The sequence below is a fragment of the Bacillus sp. es.036 genome (genome assembly GCF_002563635.1).
GTDB lineage: Bacteria > Bacillota > Bacilli > Bacillales > Guptibacillaceae > Guptibacillus.
On sequence record NZ_PDIZ01000003.1, the window covers coordinates 151269 to 167536 of the forward strand.

Annotated in this window: 11 protein-coding genes and 2 riboswitches; of the genes, 9 read left to right on the top strand and 2 right to left on the bottom strand. The window is 41.4% G+C overall.

All coding sequences use genetic code 11. The features are described 5' to 3' along the window. The 4 genes from ATG70_RS19570 to ATG70_RS19585 all read left to right on the top strand — a co-directional run bounded on the left by ATG70_RS19570 (position 1) and on the right by ATG70_RS19585 (position 5722). A complete protein-coding gene (locus ATG70_RS19570; protein ID WP_098446092.1) occupies positions 1–1425 on the top strand; it encodes a LutB/LldF family L-lactate oxidation iron-sulfur protein in 1425 nt (474 codons plus the stop codon). Beyond that, entirely contained in the window at positions 1425–2132 is a 708-nt protein-coding gene (locus ATG70_RS19575; protein ID WP_098446093.1) for a LutC/YkgG family protein, read from the top strand. The genes ATG70_RS19570 and ATG70_RS19575 overlap by 1 nt, the downstream gene beginning before the upstream one ends. Before the next feature lie 140 nt (positions 2133–2272). Beyond that, positions 2273–3532 carry an MFS transporter gene (locus ATG70_RS19580; RefSeq protein ID WP_098446094.1) on the top strand — a complete coding sequence of 420 codons (1260 nt, stop codon included), beginning with the start codon at positions 2273–2275 and terminating at the stop codon, positions 3530–3532. Between the two features lie 222 nt (positions 3533–3754). Beyond that, on the top strand, positions 3755–5722 hold the full coding sequence (locus ATG70_RS19585; protein WP_098446608.1) for a catalase: 1968 nt from the start codon (positions 3755–3757) through the stop codon (positions 5720–5722). A gap of 73 nt (positions 5723–5795) precedes the next feature. Here ATG70_RS19585 and ATG70_RS19590 read toward each other — a convergent pair whose 3' ends face one another. Together ATG70_RS19590 and fdhA are read right to left on the bottom strand one after the other, a co-directional pair. Then, positions 5796–6149 carry a DUF488 domain-containing protein gene (locus ATG70_RS19590; RefSeq protein WP_098446095.1) on the bottom strand — a complete coding sequence of 118 codons (354 nt, stop codon included), beginning with the start codon at positions 6147–6149 and terminating at the stop codon, positions 5796–5798. A gap of 94 nt (positions 6150–6243) precedes the next feature. Beyond that, the gene (gene fdhA, locus ATG70_RS19595) at positions 6244–7461 is read right to left on the bottom strand and encodes a formaldehyde dehydrogenase, glutathione-independent (protein WP_098446096.1); all 1218 of its coding nucleotides are present in this window, start codon (positions 7459–7461) and stop codon (positions 6244–6246) included. 363 nt (positions 7462–7824) lie between these two features. Here fdhA and ATG70_RS19600 point away from each other — a divergent pair, with 363 nt between their 5' ends. The 5 genes from ATG70_RS19600 (at position 7825) to ATG70_RS19620 (ending at position 15699) form a co-directional block, all read left to right on the top strand. After that, positions 7825–8799: an AAA family ATPase gene (locus ATG70_RS19600; protein ID WP_098446097.1), complete on the top strand. Its 975-nt coding sequence runs from the start codon at positions 7825–7827 to the stop codon at positions 8797–8799. Continuing rightward, positions 8796–10046 (top strand): DUF58 domain-containing protein, encoded by a 1251-nt coding sequence (locus ATG70_RS19605; RefSeq protein ID WP_098446099.1) that lies wholly within the window; start codon positions 8796–8798, stop codon positions 10044–10046. Before ATG70_RS19600 ends, ATG70_RS19605 begins: the two co-directional genes overlap by 4 nt. Beyond that, positions 10033–12204 carry a DUF4129 domain-containing transglutaminase family protein gene (locus ATG70_RS19610; RefSeq protein WP_098446100.1) on the top strand — a complete coding sequence of 724 codons (2172 nt, stop codon included), beginning with the start codon at positions 10033–10035 and terminating at the stop codon, positions 12202–12204. The genes ATG70_RS19605 and ATG70_RS19610 overlap by 14 nt, the downstream gene beginning before the upstream one ends. A 37-nt stretch (positions 12205–12241) precedes the next feature. Beyond that, positions 12242–12343: riboswitch (purine riboswitch) on the top strand. A 150-nt stretch (positions 12344–12493) separates the two neighbouring features. After that, on the top strand, positions 12494–14032 hold the full coding sequence (gene guaA / locus ATG70_RS19615; protein WP_098446102.1) for a glutamine-hydrolyzing GMP synthase: 1539 nt from the start codon (positions 12494–12496) through the stop codon (positions 14030–14032). Between the two features lie 85 nt (positions 14033–14117). Continuing rightward, positions 14118–14219, top strand: a riboswitch (purine riboswitch). 184 nt (positions 14220–14403) lie between these two features. After that, the gene (locus tag ATG70_RS19620) at positions 14404–15699 is read left to right on the top strand and encodes an NCS2 family permease (protein WP_098446103.1); all 1296 of its coding nucleotides are present in this window, start codon (positions 14404–14406) and stop codon (positions 15697–15699) included. Positions 15700–16268 lie beyond the last annotated feature (569 nt).

Sequence of the window (16268 nt, forward strand, 5' to 3'; positions counted from 1 at the left end):
ATGAGTATTAAAATTGGTCATAAACCTTATGCTGATCGAATTCAAGACGGTATTGCAAATTCCTTTATGAGAAAAGCTGTTTCCAGTGCCCAGGGGCGGTTCCGTTCAGGACGTTTAAAAGCAGCAGAAGAACTTGGGGATTGGGAAGAGTGGAGAACCCTTGGTGAAGAGATTCGTTCTCACACGATGGAAAACCTGGACTATTATTTGCATCAATTGAGTGAGCAGGTGGAAAAACGTGGCGGAACCGTCTTTTTTGCAGAAACTGCGGAAGAAGCGAACGAGTACATTCAGGAAATCGCGAAGAAAAAACAAGCGAAGAAAGTCGTTAAATCGAAATCAATGGTGACAGAAGAAATCGGATTAAATGCGGCTCTTGAAAAAAGTGGGTGTGAGGTAGTTGAATCGGACCTTGGTGAGTGGATTTTACAATTGGATGAAGATCCTCCTTCTCATATCGTGACCCCAGCGCTTCATAAAAATAAAGAGCAAATTCGCGAAACGTTTATGAAGAAGAAAGGCTATACTGGGTCGGATGATCCTGTTGAGCTCGCAGCTTTTGCTCGGGAACAATTGCGCCAGGATTTTCTAAAAGCAGATATTGGGATCACGGGGTGTAACTTTGCGGTTGCGGAATCTGGTGCAATCACGCTTGTTACAAATGAAGGGAATGCGAGAATGGTAACGTCTCTTCCAGAAACCCAAATTACTGTGATGGGCATGGAGCGAATTGTGCCCACTTGGGAGGACTTAGAAGTCGTTGTGAGCTTGTTGACTCGTGCAGCTGTAGGACAAAAGCTTACGAGCTATATTACAGCATTAACTGGAACGCGGCTTGAAGATGAAGTAGATGGTCCGGAAGATTTTCATCTGGTTATTGTCGACAATGGACGGTCGAAAATACTAGGAACTGAGTTTCAGTCAGCTCTTCATTGTATTCGCTGTGCTGCGTGTATTAATGCTTGTCCTGTTTATCGTCACGTTGGTGGGCATTCATATGGATCGATTTATCCAGGACCGATTGGAGCTGTGCTTACACCCTTGCTGGATGGATACGATGATCATAAGGACCTTCCATATGCTTCGACCTTATGTGCTGCATGTACTGAAGCATGCCCTGTCAAAATTCCGCTTCATGAGCATTTGATCAGACACCGAGAAATCATCGTGGAACGCGAAAAAATGACGACCAAAGCGGAAAAAATGATGATGACGGGTTTCGCTAAATGGGCTTCAACACCAGCGGCCTATAAACTATCCACGAAAATGGCTAGAACAACGCTGAAACCCTGGACAAAAGATGACTATATCGAAAAAGGTCCAGGTCCAATGAAAGGCTGGACGGAGCAACGAGATTTCCCAGCTCCATCGAAGGAACGTTTCCGCGATTGGTATCAAAAACGACAGCAAAGGAGTGATCAGTGATGGCCATTCATAACCGTGAAAGGTTTTTGAATAACCTGGCTGAGCAACTTGGTCGAACGCGACGAACGGAAGTGGAATCATCTGTCTATTCTGTTCACCCGCAGGAGCGAGTGTTCCAAGGGGCAACTCAAGATGAGCTAGTTGAGAAATTAGAGGAACAGTGTAAGGTGATTCACACTTCATTTACTAGAACGAACTTAGATGGACTTGCAGAAACCTTACGAACGGTTCTTAAAAACTATGATGTTACCAAAGTAGTCGGAGCCAGTGGCCCAAGGAATGACGAAACGGGTTTAAGCAACGTATACACGGAATTTCAAGCTGAAGGTTATGAGATTCACATTTGGGATGAAAAGAAAGGACAAGAAAACATAACGTTTGCTGAACAAGCAGGAGCAGGAATCGTGTTCAGTGATATTACGCTCGCAGAATCAGGCACCGTCACCTTGTTTAATGATCGCTTTAACGGTCGATCCATTAGCTTACTTCCGGAAACATTCATTGCCATCGTTCCAAAGAGTACGCTCGTACCTCGAATGACGCAGGCGAGTCAATTGATTCATGAGGAAGAGAAGAAAGGAAACCCGGTTTCATCGTGCGTCAGTTTTGTTACTGGTCCAAGCAATAGTGCTGACATAGAGATGAACCTAATCGTTGGGGTTCATGGGCCAGTGAAAGCAACGTATATCGTGGTGGACGACTTATGATGTTAATTTAAATTAAATCTTAAGAAAGTATGTAGTTCATAATCCGCCTTAAGGCGGAGGGGATATCAAACCCCGGGTCATCGTCGACATATACTGTTTTTCGATACACTTAAGCTATCAAAAAAGCAGAGGTGTTGGGGATGGCGTTAAAAGAGAACGTTCTTGAACAAAATGAACGCACAGTGCAAGTCGATTCTATTTTTAGAAATAAAAACTTTCTTCTTTTATGGGGAGCCGCATTTTTATCGAGTTTTGGTATTTCCTTTTTTCTTTTTTCGGAGAGCTGGTATGTCGTCAATGTTTTAAACCTTGAAGCTTCACTTGGTCTTATCTATATTGCATCGAGCATTCCAAGACTATTGTTTATGCTGATTAGCGGAACGGTTGCGGATCGGATGAGTAAAACAAAAATGATGTTTCTCTCCGATCTATCAAGAGGCGTTTTACTTGGTGGGCTTGTTCTCTGGTTTATTTTCGGAGACGTGACGCTCTGGACATTTGTCGGCGTTGCTTTTTTCTTTGGTATTCTTGACGCTTTTTTCTGGGCTGCTGAAAGTGCCGTCATTCCATCAATCATTCGTAAAGAAAATCTTACTAGAGGAAATTCCATAATTCAAATGACAAACCAGGCTTCTTTTATTATCGCTCCTATGCTGGCAGGCTTAATCATTGCTTTTGGGAGTTATGAAATTGTCTTTGCGATAACGGCAATGATGCTTTTTCTTGGCAGTATCCTTATCTATCTGATGAAAATTCCAAAGCATAAAGTGGAACAGGAAACGAGCGACCAATCTTTTTTTGAGACATTTAAAGAAGGACTTCTTTATGTAAAGGAATCAAGAGTTTTAGTCGTTGTCGTACTGACGACAGTTTTTATGAATTTGTTTCTTGTTGGTCCAATGTCGATGGGGCTTCCGCTATTCGTTAAAACCATTCTAAGTGGTGATGCAATGACGTTTAGTTTATTAGAAGCTGGGGCGGCAGTGGGGATGTTAATTGGTTCTATTGTTGTTGGCGTTCTAAATTTAACGAAAAAGCGGGGAAAGATCGCGTTAATTACGCTCATCTTCTCTGGGCTTGCTTTTATCGGACTGAGCTTTTCAACTGTGCTTTGGATGAGTATTCTGATGCTTGTGATTTTTGGCGCATGTCTTTCTGCCAGCAACATTCCTTTTATATCGGCCATACAAGGCATGATTGAGGAAAGGGTCTTAGGCCGAGTAATGGGGCTGATCTCCCTTGCCTCTATGGGCCTTATCCCAGTCAGCTACGCTATGACAGCCCTTCTGCTTTCTACTGGAATCGGTATTGATCAAATAATGGCTGGAGGTGCTATGTTAGTTGTCTTGTATGCTTGCTTTGTTTATGCGAAGTTTCATGAGCTGAGAAATGTTGATTAACAGACCAAATGGATGCTTTCCCCAACCCATTATCGTCGGAGATAATGGGTTTTTTTGTTTGGAGAAGAACCTAAAAATTTGAAAAAACGAGGTTTGATATTAGTCAGTTAGGGAACCGCTCTATATAAGATTTTACATATCGATATAGCGGGAGGAATTGTAGTGAGCGAGAATAAGAAAAAAAAGCAGCTAGACCAATATAGCACCAATGATAAAGGTAAAATGACGACAAATCAGGGATTGAAGGTTTCGGAAGACGAATTTTCACTAAAAGCAGGGGAACGCGGCCCAACGCTAATGGAAGATTTTCATTTTAGAGAAAAAATGACGCACTTTGACCATGAGCGTATTCCTGAACGTGTTGTACACGCTAGAGGCTTCTCTGCACATGGTGAGTTTGAAGTTTATGAGTCGCTTGAAGAAATCACAGACGCTGAATTCTTAAAGGACACTTCCAGAAAAACGCCCGTTTTTGTTCGCTTTTCAACAGTAGCAGGTTCAAAAGGGTCTGCTGAAACGGTACGAGATGTCAGAGGGTTTTCCACACGCTTCTATACGGATGAGGGAAACTATGATTTAGTTGGGAATAACATGCCTGTATTTTTTATTCAGGACGCTATTAAATTCCCAGACTTAATTCATGCGGTTAAACCCGAACCTCATAATGGTATGCCTCAAGCGGCTTCCGCTCATGATACCTTCTGGGATTTTATTGCGAATAATCAAGAATCTGCTCATATGGCGATGTGGGCAATGTCGGACAGAGCCATTCCTAGAAGCTTACGTATGATGGAAGGATTCGGCGTTCATACATTCCGTTTTGTAAACGCCAAAGGAGAAGCCCGCTTTATTAAGTTTCACTGGAAACCAAAGTTAGGTATCCATTCACTTGTGTGGGATGAAGCACAAAAAATCTCGGGTAAAGATGCTGATTTCCACCGTGGCGACTTATATGAGTCCATTGAAAACGGTGACTACCCTGAGTGGGAACTAGGCGTTCAAATCATTAATGAAGAAGATGAATTTAAATTTGACTTTGATGTACTTGATCCAACAAAAATTTGGCCAGAAGAAGACATCCCTGTCAAAATCGTTGGGAAAATGACGTTAAACCGAAATGTCGAAAACGTCTTTGCTGAAAATGAGCAGGTTGCTTTTCATCCAGGTAACGTTGTAAAAGGAATTGATTTTTCGAATGATCCACTACTGCAAGGACGTTTGTTCTCTTATACAGATACACAGATTAACCGTTTTGGCAGTGCGAACTATCATGAGTTGCCGATTAATCGCCCGGTTTGCCCGTTTTTCAACAATCAACGTGATGGTTTTATGCGCCAAACGATTAACAAAGGCCAAGTAAGCTACCACAAAAACTCTCTTGCTGATAATCAGCCAGAACCAGCGACAGAAGAAGAAGGTGGCTACGTTCATTATCAGGAGAAAGTTGACGGTCATAAGGTTCGTGCTCGCAGTGAAAGCTTTAAAGATCATTTCTCTCAGGCCGTTCTTTTCTTTAACAGCATGAGCGATGTGGAGAAAGAGCACATTAAAAATGCCTTTAGCTTTGAGTTAGGTAAGCTGACAAGTAAGTCCGTTCAGCAACAAGTCGTGGATATGCTTGCGAATATCAATTTAGACCTTTCTCAAACCGTCGCTCAAAATATCGGAGCGAAGGAACCTAAAGAAGGCGGATCAGATATTACAAAAACATCACCTGCACTTAGCCAATTAAATACAACGTTTACGCCTGATACTCGAAAAGTAGGCGTAATTGTAGACAATGGATTTAATGGAGAAGAGCTCATTCAAGTACTGAATGAACTGAAAGAAAAAGGCATTAAGCCTGAGCTCATTAGCGATAAGCGCGGTGTGAAAACAGCTACTGATGGCGCTGAAGCCGAGATTGATCACACATTCCTCACTTGTGATTCTGTCTTGTTTGATGCCATTTACGCGGTTGGTGGGAATCAGGAAAGTAAAGGATTCTATCAATCCGCTAATTACTTTATCAATGAAGCATTCTCACACTTTAAACCAATCGGCGGAACGCATGAAGGTATGAAGTGGTTAGAGAATAACGACTTAGTCGGGCAGTCAGGGGTTGTCACTGGCACAGATATGAATAAATTTGTAAATGAGTTCAGTGAAGCGATCGCGACGCATCGTCATTGGGATCGTAAACTAGTTTAATGGAATAGAATGCAAAAAGAGAGAGGGGAAAGCCCTCTCTCTTTTACTTTGGAAAAAAAACGACAAATCCTGATTACTCCTCGATCATCTCTTTTAACACTACCGCATGATTATGGGTCATATCTTTGGCACCAAATAAGAGAACGAGTCTTTCGTTAGTAGCCATTTTCTTCAGTTCTTGTAATTTCATCTGAGCCATCTCACTTTCATTAATTTCATTTTGGTATGCTTTCTTAAAGTCTTCAAACTTATCAGGATCATGTTCAAACCATTTTCGTAACGAAGAACTGGGTGCAATTTCTTTCATCCAGTCATCTAATTTCGCTTTCTCTTTTGATATGCCCCTCGGCCATACGCGGTCAATTAGAATACGAGTCCCATCGACAGGGGGGTCTTCTGCATAAATTCGTCTAAGGATAACTGACATCTAAATCACCTTCCAGTTTTGTTGCTTACGTTTTAATCGTCTATCACGAGAAAAAAAGTCAATCCTAGCGAATAGGATTGACTTTTTTTATGATTTACCTCTTCAACATCCCATGTGGGTCAATCACAAACTTCTTCGCTACACCACTATCAAACTCATTGTACCCTTGAGGGGCTTCATCGAGACTGATAACGGTTGCATTTACGGCCTTTGCAATATCGGCTTTTCCATTTAAAATCGCCATCATTAATTGACGATGATACTGCATGACAGGTGTTTGCCCTGTCACAAAATGATGAGCTTTTGACCAGCCAAGTCCAAACCTTACTTTAAGCGAGCCTTGCTTAGCATCTTTATCATCTGCTCCAGGATCCTCAGTTACATATAAGCCTGGGATACCCATCTTCCCTCCAGCTTCTACAACATCCATCATCGTATTTAGTACAATGGCCGGCTGCTCGTCATTATCAGTTCCGTGTCCATAAGCTTCAAATCCAACCGCATCGATCGCACAATCCACCTCAGGTATGCCGAGAATTTGTTCGATTTGTTCACCTGGATCATTGTGTTCTTTGAGATTAATCGTTTCACATCCGAAGCTACGTGCCTGAGCGAGACGTTCTTCTTTCAAATCACCTACGATTACAACAGCGGCACCGAGTAACTGAGCGGAATGAGCAGCAGCAAGTCCAACTGGTCCTGCTCCGGCAACGTACACGGTTGACCCTGTCGTTACTCCTGCACTAATCGCTCCGTGATAGCCGGTAGGAAAAATATCGGATAGCATCGTTAAGTCGAGGATTTTCTCCATCGCTTTCTCTTTATCAGGAAAGGCAAGCAATTGAAAATCTGCATAAGGAACCATCACATATTCGGATTGGCCACCAACCCAGCCACCCATGTCAACGTATCCGTAAGCAGCACCCGGGCGTTCAGGATTCACGTTTTGACAAATGTGGGTGTCCTGACGTTTACACATCTTACATCGACCACAAGCAACATTGAATGGAACGGAAACAATATCCCCTTTTTTAATAAACTCAACATCTCGTCCAACCTCAATCACTTCTCCTGTGATTTCATGACCAAGAACTAAACCAGAGGGAGCCGTTGTGCGGCCACGAACCATATGCTGGTCGCTTCCGCATATATTTGTCACGATATTCTTTAAGATCACGCCATGTTCACATTTACGACCAGCATTGCTTTTGGGTACACCAGGACCCTCACGAAGAACTAAATCTGGATAGCTAATATCCTGAACTTCAACACGACCTGAACCTGTATATACGACACCGCGATTACCTGCCATTTGTACTTCCTCCTTTTTCGCTTTAGACAAGAGGGACGAGAGGCGTAGCGTGACCTTATGTACTCACCTCGATATGATAGTTTGAAGATTATGAATTCTTGTGATGTTATTCTCTGTAAGAGGGATTCCCTTTTTCATCCAGGTTAAAACGGAATTCATTGGTGCTAGTTATCGTTTTGTATCAAAGGAAAATGAAAATATAGGAAAACGCGCTTCTTATTAACGTCGCTAAAGTATTTTTTGTTACAATAAGGTTATGAGTATTCAGACATTTGTTTTTGATCGTGTTATGGAAAAATGATAGGGAATGAGACCTATTTTTATACTAGTTATGGAAGATTAAGATTATTGGAGGAATCAATGATGAGTTCATCTTACCAGTTTGATGCGTACCACCCAGCTGTACAGCAAGTGATTGAGAATATTGAAAAGGTAATGGTAGGGAAGCGAGATGTGACTGAGTTAAGTTTAGTAGCATTGCTTGCCGGAAGTCATGTGCTTCTTGAAGATGTACCTGGCGTGGGAAAAACGATGATGGTCCGTGCCTTAGCGAAGTCCGTTGGTGCTCAGTTTAACCGCATTCAGTTTACGCCAGATTTACTGCCTTCAGACTTAACGGGGGTTTCCATCTTTAATCAACGAGAAATGAAATTTGAATTTCGGAAAGGGCCTTTGTTAGGAAATATTATTCTAGCAGATGAAATTAATCGAACATCACCGAAAACACAATCAGCTCTTCTTGAAGGAATGGAGGAAGGGAATGTAACGGTTGATGGAGAGACACATGTTCTACCACAGCCTTTTTTTGTAATGGCGACGCAAAACCCAATTGAGTACGAAGGAACCTATCCACTTCCTGAAGCACAGCTTGATCGCTTTTTATTAAAGTTGCGAATGGGCTATCCTTCTCCTGAAGAAGAGCTTGAAGTGTTGAACCGGACAGAACACGCCCATCCAATTGACTCGATTGGCACGGCTCTCGAGCTTGGAGAACTGCTTGATATGCAGAAAAAGGTGAAAGCTGTTTTTGTAGATGAATCGGTCAAACAATACATTATTGATATTGTAAGTCGAACGCGAAATAATACGTCGATCTATCTCGGAGCAAGTCCGCGTGGTTCTCTTTCATTAATGAAAGGTTGTCAGGCGTATGCATTTATGAGGAATCGTGATTATGTTCTTCCAGATGACGTGAAATTCTTAGCGCCTTATGTCTTATCTCATCGCGTCATACTTAAATCGGAAGCGACTTTTGAAGGACAAAAGCCTGAGGAGATTATTAAAGAAATTCTTCACCGCGTTCGTGTACCAATTCGGAGGGAAGAGAAAGTGAAATGAGGGACAAGTTTGCCAATAATAGAGTGTTAAAATTCTTGTTTTTAGGCCTCCTCTTTCTGCTTACCTTCTCCTATGCAATGTTTCAGGGAGGGTTTGTTAGTTGGTTTCTCTTCTATAGCTTTCTTCCTTTTGGTATTTATTCTCTCCTTCTCATTTTTTATCCACTTCAATCGATTAAGATGACGCGTGATATTAGTCATACAGAGTTAACGGATGGTCAGGAGTTAACAATATCGATTCGAATTGAACGAAAAAGCTACTTTCCACTTTTCTATTTAGTAGTAGAAGATGTGCTACCGGAAAGACTTGTTTCCTTTGCGAAGGAGTCGTCGTCAAACTATCAAAAACGTTCACTAGCATTATTGCTTCCTATGTTTAGAAGGAACTTAACATATCGCTATGCCGTTAAATCGATTCCGAGGGGAGAATATCAATTCAGTGAAATTCGTTGTAAAACAGGCGATTTGTTTGGGTTTGTGCAACATGAGAATAAGGTTGCGCGCGAGCAAGCCGTTTATGTTCTCCCAAACTATCAAGAGATTTCCTGGTCTCCCTATAATCAACAGCTTTCGGGAACAAGGCCATCTCCAAGAAAAGCAGATTTAGATTATTCAACTGCCGTCAGCGTACGGGATTATGTACCTGGAGATAAACTATCGTGGATCGACTGGAAAGCAACAGCCAGGGGGTCAAAACTATTAACCAAGCAGTTCGAACAGCAAATCAGTCAGGATTACATGGTCTTTCTTGATCGAGAAACGGCTCACTATGGGCGAGTTGAATCCCCTTTGTTTGAAAAGGCGGTAAGGCTTGCCGCTTCTGTAACAAATGCTGCTTTAAAGCAAAATGCGATGATTGGACTTGTTTCATCAGGAAAGGATCACTCTGTTCTAAGCATAAATGGAGGGAAGGCTCAAAGAAGGAGAGTCTTTCATCATCTTGCGCGCGTTCAAGCGAATGGAAATACAACATTTGATACGGTTGTGAAAAGGGAAGCTCATCATTTTCCAGCAGGAACAGGTGTGTTGATGATTAGTCCTTCGCTTGATGGGGCCTTCACCTCTACATTAAAAGAGCTTGTTGCTAGGAAGGTTCAAGTTGAGTTCTTCTTTGTTACCGAGCATATTACACTAGAACAACAAGCAGAGATCAACCAGCTTATGCAGTATGGAATTAAAGCGCATGTGATTGCGGGAAATTCGTTTAATGAGGAATTAAAGGGGGGTGGGAAGCGTGCAACAAGTTAATGAAAAAACGGACTGGCTTTACGCTCTTCTCCTCTACGGATTAGGTTTTCTGTTATTTTGGGAATGGTTACGACCTCTCTCGATCATTTCAGATACGGGTCAAACGGAAATTTTTATTTTGTTTACAGCTTTCTTGTTCTTACTCTCGTATTTCCAACTGCCTTTTTGGCTGTCCTTTCCAATTAAAGGGATAGCAATGGTTTATGCGCTACATGCCATGTTTTTCCCTGGACCTTTCTTTGATTTTTTATGGCTCGATTATTTTCTATCGGATTTTTCTAAGAATATCGGGTTATTATTTGATGGCCGTTTTGATCGTCTTTCGAATGTCTTTCGAACGTTGCTGTTTTTCATTTTGCTTTGGCTTATTAGCTACTTGATGCAGTATTGGCTAATCCAAACGAGACGTATTTTTTTATTTCTACTCGTAACAATTGTCTACATCTCAGTGATTGATACGTTCACAACCTATCAAGCGGATAATGCCATCATACGCATTGTGATAATAGGCTTTGTGCTACTTGGTCTTTTACAAATTTTACGCATTCAAGAACAGGAAGGAGTTTCATTCTCAAAAGGGCGTTTTCCTGTTTATTGGCTTATGCCGCTTATTGTTGTGATTGCGTTCTCTTCTTTATTTGGCTATATTGCGCCAAAAGCTGAACCTTTATGGCCAGATCCCGTTCCTTTTTTGAAAAAAACGACTGGTGATGATGACGGAGAAGGTGGGAATGGGAACGGCATTAATAAGATTGGATATGGAGAGGATGACTCCCGTCTTGGTGGGCCTTTCGTAATGGATGATACGCCGGTTTTTACAGCGCAAATTAAAGAGCGCGGATACTGGCGGGTTGAAACAAAAGACGTGTATACCGGAAAAGGGTGGGAATCGTCTGTTCAGGACCGTGTTATGTTCGAAGGTAACACCGAAACGTTGTTTGAAGATGGCGTGGAAGTAGAAGCCTATGATATGAAAATGAATATGACTGGTAACGAGGAATTTGACTTTATCGTCCATCCTGGCCAGGTAACAAAGGTCGAAACAGGACAAGACGTGCAACTCCTTGAAAATCCTTTGAGTGGAAAAGTTTTTACGCAAAATCTTGGCGAATCAGTTGTGCTTGATAATTACAATTTAGACTATGATTCACCTACTTTTTCAGAAAAGATGTTAAGAGAAGCACCAGCTGAATATCCGGAGCGTTTAGCAAACACATATCTTCAATTACCAGAATCTCTTCCAGGAAGAATTGGTGATCTGGCGGAAGAGATTACGAGTGATGAAGAGAATCTTTATGATAAAGCGCGAGCGATTGAAAATTACTTCGTCGGGAATGGATTTGTGTATGAAACATCTGATGTCGCTATTCCAGGCGAAAATGATGATTATGTAGATCAGTTTCTTTTCGAAACTCAGCTTGGTTATTGCGATAATTTCTCTAGTTCAATGACCGTTCTATTAAGAAGTATTGGAATTCCTGCGAGATGGGTGAAAGGCTTTACTGAAGGAGAATTTGTTGACGTAGCAGGTGATTATCGTGAATATGAAGTAACGAATAACAATGCTCATTCATGGGTCGAAGCTTATTTTCCTGAAGTAGGCTGGGTTCCATTTGAACCCACTCGTGGATTCTCTAACCAGGCTGACTTTGTTAGTGATTATAATGAGGATGAAGCATCAAATACAGAAACGTCTGATCCAGCTCAAGCTGAAGAAGAGCAGCCCCAGCAACAGGAGCAAATGCCAGAGGAACAGGAAGCATCCGGAACCTCTTCTTCCTCCTTTGAATGGTCTGTATGGTACACCATCTTGATAACTGTCGTTCTTTTGCTTGTATGCTACGTCGCTTTTAAGAACTATAAAAAATGGTTAAAGAGCTATATCATTTCAAAATATAAGAAACGTGATGATGGGAAAGTAATTTCTGAAGCTTACTTCAGACTACTATGGCTGCTCGACTTACACGGTATTAAACGAGGTGCAAACCAAACGCTTAGAGAGTATGCTGTTCAAGTTGATCAGAAGCTTCAAACCCAAGAGATGAAAGAATTAACACGTCGTTATGAAGAAAATTACTATCGCGGGAAAACGAACGGTGATGCCTGGGATGAAATGAAGCAATTGTGGGAAAATTTAATTAAAAAGATGCAATCTTGACCGTTGTATAGACGGTTGATAGAATGAATCCATAGTTTAAACAGCAAGTTGTAACCTTCGTATATCCCTGGGAATAAGGCCCAGAAGTCTCTACCGGATCACCGTAAATGATCTGACTATGAAGGCAGATACTCCTAGTATAAGCCAGGATTCTGCCTTTGTACCATGGCAGAGTTCTGGCTTTTTTGTGTAACCTGGGAGGGAAGAAGTAGAATAACTTAGCAATCTTTCGTTTTTTAATTGGATTTAGGAAATGCTACTAGAGACTAAATAGAAGTGAGGGAATTAGATGTTAGAAGAACAGGAATCCATTATTGTCCTCGATTTTGGTGGACAGTACAACCAACTAATTGCGAGACGTATTCGTGATCTTGGCGTATTTAGTGAATTGCATCCGAACACCATTACAGCTGAAGAAGTTAAGAAGATTAATCCAAAAGGAATTATTTTCTCAGGTGGTCCGAACAGTGTTTATGGTGAAGACGCACCGCGCTGTGATGAAGAAATTTTCGAACTTGGTATTCCGGTTCTTGGAATCTGTTATGGTATGCAGCTGATGACGCATCATTTTGGTGGAAGTGTAGAAGCAGCAACGCATCGTGAGTATGGTAAGGCTATGCTAACCATTAACGATAAATCTCCTTTATATGATGGTCTTCCTGAAGAACAATCTGTTTGGATGAGCCATGGAGATCTAGTGAAAGCTCCACCAGAAGGATTTGAAGTAGCGGCAACGAACCCATCATGTCCAGTAGCAGCTATGAGTGACGTTTCTCGTCATCTTTATGGTGTTCAATTCCACCCTGAAGTTCGTCATACAGAGTACGGAAATGAATTGCTAAAGAATTTCGTTTACAAGGTATGTGAATGCAAAGGTGAATGGTCAATGGAGAACTTCATTGATGAGCAAATCGATACAATCCGTGAAGCGGTTGGAAATAAAAAGGTTCTTTGTGCGCTAAGTGGAGGAGTCGATTCTTCTGTAGTAGCGGCGTTAATTCACCGAGCGATTGGTGACCAGCTAACATGTATGTTTGTTGATCATGGTCTTCTTCGTAAGGGTGAGGCAGACAGCGTCATGAAAACATTTGGTGAAGGGTTTGAAATGAACCTGATCAAAATTGACGCAGCCGATCGTTTTCTTACAAAGCTTAAAGGCGTAACGGATCCAGAGAAAAAGCGTAAAATCATTGGAAACGAGTTTATCTATGTGTTTGAAGAAGAGTCTGAAAAGCTTGAGGATATGTCATTCCTAGCTCAAGGAACGCTTTACACAGATATCGTTGAAAGTGGAACGGCTACTGCTCAAACAATTAAGTCTCATCACAACGTAGGCGGCCTTCCTGAAGACATGAAGCTTGATTTAATTGAACCGTTGAACATGCTGTTTAAAGATGAAGTACGTAAAGTAGGAACTGAGCTTGGTCTTCCTGATGAAATCGTTTGGAGACAGCCATTCCCTGGCCCTGGTCTTGGAATCCGTGTGATTGGCGAAATAACGGAAGAAAAGCTTAAAGTCGTTCGCGATTCTGATGCCATCCTTCGAGAAGAAATTAAAAAAGCAGGACTTGATCGTGATATCTGGCAATACTTCACAGCCCTTCCTGATTTCCGAAGTGTAGGGGTGATGGGAGATGCAAGAACATATGATTACACAATCGGTGTTCGTGCTGTAACATCTATTGATGGAATGACGTCAGACTGGGCTCGCATTCCATTTGAAATTCTTGAAATCATATCTACGAGAATCGTCAATGAAGTTGATCATGTTAACCGCGTTGTGTATGATATCACTTCTAAGCCGCCAGCTACCATTGAGTGGGAATAAACACGAACAAAAATATAATAAATAGATAAAATGTTCGTGTTTTTTGTTGACGGCGTGTCTGATTGCTGATACACTACAAAAGTAAATAAATAGAACGACCATCCATCGTATAACATCGGGAATAAGGCCCGAAAGTCTCTACCAGGTTACCGTAAATAACCTGACTACGAAGGAAACAGAGGAAGTGGTGAAAGAGTATGCTCCTGTAGCGACTCTTAAGCCGTTCTCTCTTTTCCTATTAGTCCGCTCCGGGTAGAGAACCCGGGGCTTTTTTTCTTTTTCAGGAATGGTTAACCTTCCTTAGCAGAGAATAAGCAAAGGTAACGAGCCTGTTAGAAAGATGGATGAAGGGAAAAAGGGGGAATTAAGAAATGGATCGTTTTTTTCGCTTCCAAGAACACAATACAACATATAGAAAAGAAACAATTGCGGGATTAACGACGTTCTTATCAATGGCTTATATTCTATTCGTTAACCCGGCAGTATTGGCTGACGCGGGAATGGATCAAGGCGCCGTGTTTACCGCTACAGCTCTTGCTGCAGCTCTTGGTACATTAATTATGGGTGTGTTAGCTGGATATCCGATTGCTCTAGCACCAGGAATGGGATTGAATGCGTTCTTCACCTACTCAGTTGTCACTGTTATGGGTGTACCATGGGAAACAGCCCTTGCCGGGGTACTTGTTTCAGGAATTATCTTTATTATTATTACTATTTTTAAAATAAGAGAAATGATTATTAACGCCATTCCAATGGAATTAAAATATGCAGCCGCGAGTGGAATTGGACTCTTTATTGCATTTATTGGTCTTCAAAGTGCAGGAATCGTTCAAAATAACGATTCTACCCTTGTACAGCTAGGGAACCTTCTTGCGGGACCAACGTTGCTTGCTGTATTCGGATTAATTATCACGGTTATTCTAATGGTCCGTAACGTTACGGGTGGTATTTTTTACGGAATGGTGATTACAGCGATCGTAGGAATGATCTTTAATCAGGTACCAATACCAGATGGCATTGTGGGAAGTGTGCCAAGCCTTGAACCAACGTTCGGCGTCGCTTTTGGTCACCTTGGTGATTTGTTAACGATTGACATGCTTGTCGTTGTTTTAACCTTCTTATTCGTTGATTTCTTTGACACGGCTGGTACTTTAATTGCTGTAGCAACACAAGCTGGGATAATGAAAGACAATAAACTCCCAAGAGCGGGAAAAGCTTTATTTGCAGATTCATCTGCAACAGTTCTTGGCGCTGTACTTGGAACGTCAACAACGACTGCCTACATTGAGTCATCATCAGGAGTAGCGGCTGGAGGACGAACTGGTTTTACTTCGGTCGTAACAGCAGGTTTTTTCTTGCTTGCATTATTCTTCTCTCCATTATTAGCAGTCGTGACTCCTTCGGTCACAGCACCAGTGTTGATTATCGTAGGTGTCCTGATGGTGAGCGTACTAGGTAACATTGAGTGGAAACGATTTGAGATTGCGGTTCCCGCGTTTCTAACCATTATAGCGATGCCGCTGACTTATAGCATCGCAACAGGAATTGCGCTTGGATTCGTCATGTACCCGATCACGATGGTTGTAAAAGGGGAAGGAAAGAACATTCATCCAATTATGTACGGACTGTTCTTCGTGTTTATCGCCTATTTTGTATTTTTAGCATAGTAAGTTTAAAAGCAGCCAAACCGGCTGCTTTTTTTTGTGGGGTAAAAGCAAAGGGAGTCATTGAAAGAATCATTTATTCTTGAAGCGGAGAGAAGCTAATCAAACGTTTGTTTAATCATAAAAAAATTGATTCACTTACTGAATTAAAAGAAAAACTTCATTAAATGGAAATGAGTAAATGTGAAAAGAGTTTACTTTACCTGTTCTGTTTTAAGCAACCTTTACTAGAATGTTTTCTTTGAATTTGTTAAATACCATTGACCATATCGTACTTTACTGATAAAGTAGAGAACGTTGTTAAGAAAACGACAGCAAACACATAAAAAAATGATTGACTTCATTTTAATCTTCATGTATTATAGATAACGTTGCCGCTGAAATAAAGCGCGTAACACCATTCAAAACATTTTAAAAAAGTTGTTGACATCAAACGGGACAACATGATATATTAGTTGGGTCGCTGAAAACGACAACGAAAGAAACGAATTGCTCTTTGAAAACTGAACGAAACGCCATGTAAGTAGTTGTTTCTACGGAAACAAAAATTGTTTTAAAAGCTAGATTAAGCT

Bases quoted from the DNA above. Each gene is read 5' to 3' on its own strand.
- ATG70_RS19570 (WP_098446092.1), top strand. From the start codon at position 1: ATGAGTATTAAAATTGGTCATAAACCTTATGCTGATCGAATTCAAGAC.
- ATG70_RS19575 (WP_098446093.1), top strand. From the start codon at position 1,425: ATGGCCATTCATAACCGTGAAAGGTTTTTGAATAACCTGGCTGAGCAA.
- ATG70_RS19580 (WP_098446094.1), top strand. From the start codon at position 2,273: ATGGCGTTAAAAGAGAACGTTCTTGAACAAAATGAACGCACAGTGCAA.
- ATG70_RS19585 (WP_098446608.1), top strand. From the start codon at position 3,755: ATGACGACAAATCAGGGATTGAAGGTTTCGGAAGACGAATTTTCACTA.
- ATG70_RS19590 (WP_098446095.1), bottom strand. From the start codon at position 6,149: ATGTCAGTTATCCTTAGACGAATTTATGCAGAAGACCCCCCTGTCGAT.
- fdhA (WP_098446096.1), bottom strand. From the start codon at position 7,461: ATGGCAGGTAATCGCGGTGTCGTATATACAGGTTCAGGTCGTGTTGAA.
- ATG70_RS19600 (WP_098446097.1), top strand. From the start codon at position 7,825: ATGAGTTCATCTTACCAGTTTGATGCGTACCACCCAGCTGTACAGCAA.
- ATG70_RS19605 (WP_098446099.1), top strand. From the start codon at position 8,796: ATGAGGGACAAGTTTGCCAATAATAGAGTGTTAAAATTCTTGTTTTTA.
- guaA (WP_098446102.1), top strand. From the start codon at position 12,494: ATGTTAGAAGAACAGGAATCCATTATTGTCCTCGATTTTGGTGGACAG.
- ATG70_RS19620 (WP_098446103.1), top strand. From the start codon at position 14,404: ATGGATCGTTTTTTTCGCTTCCAAGAACACAATACAACATATAGAAAA.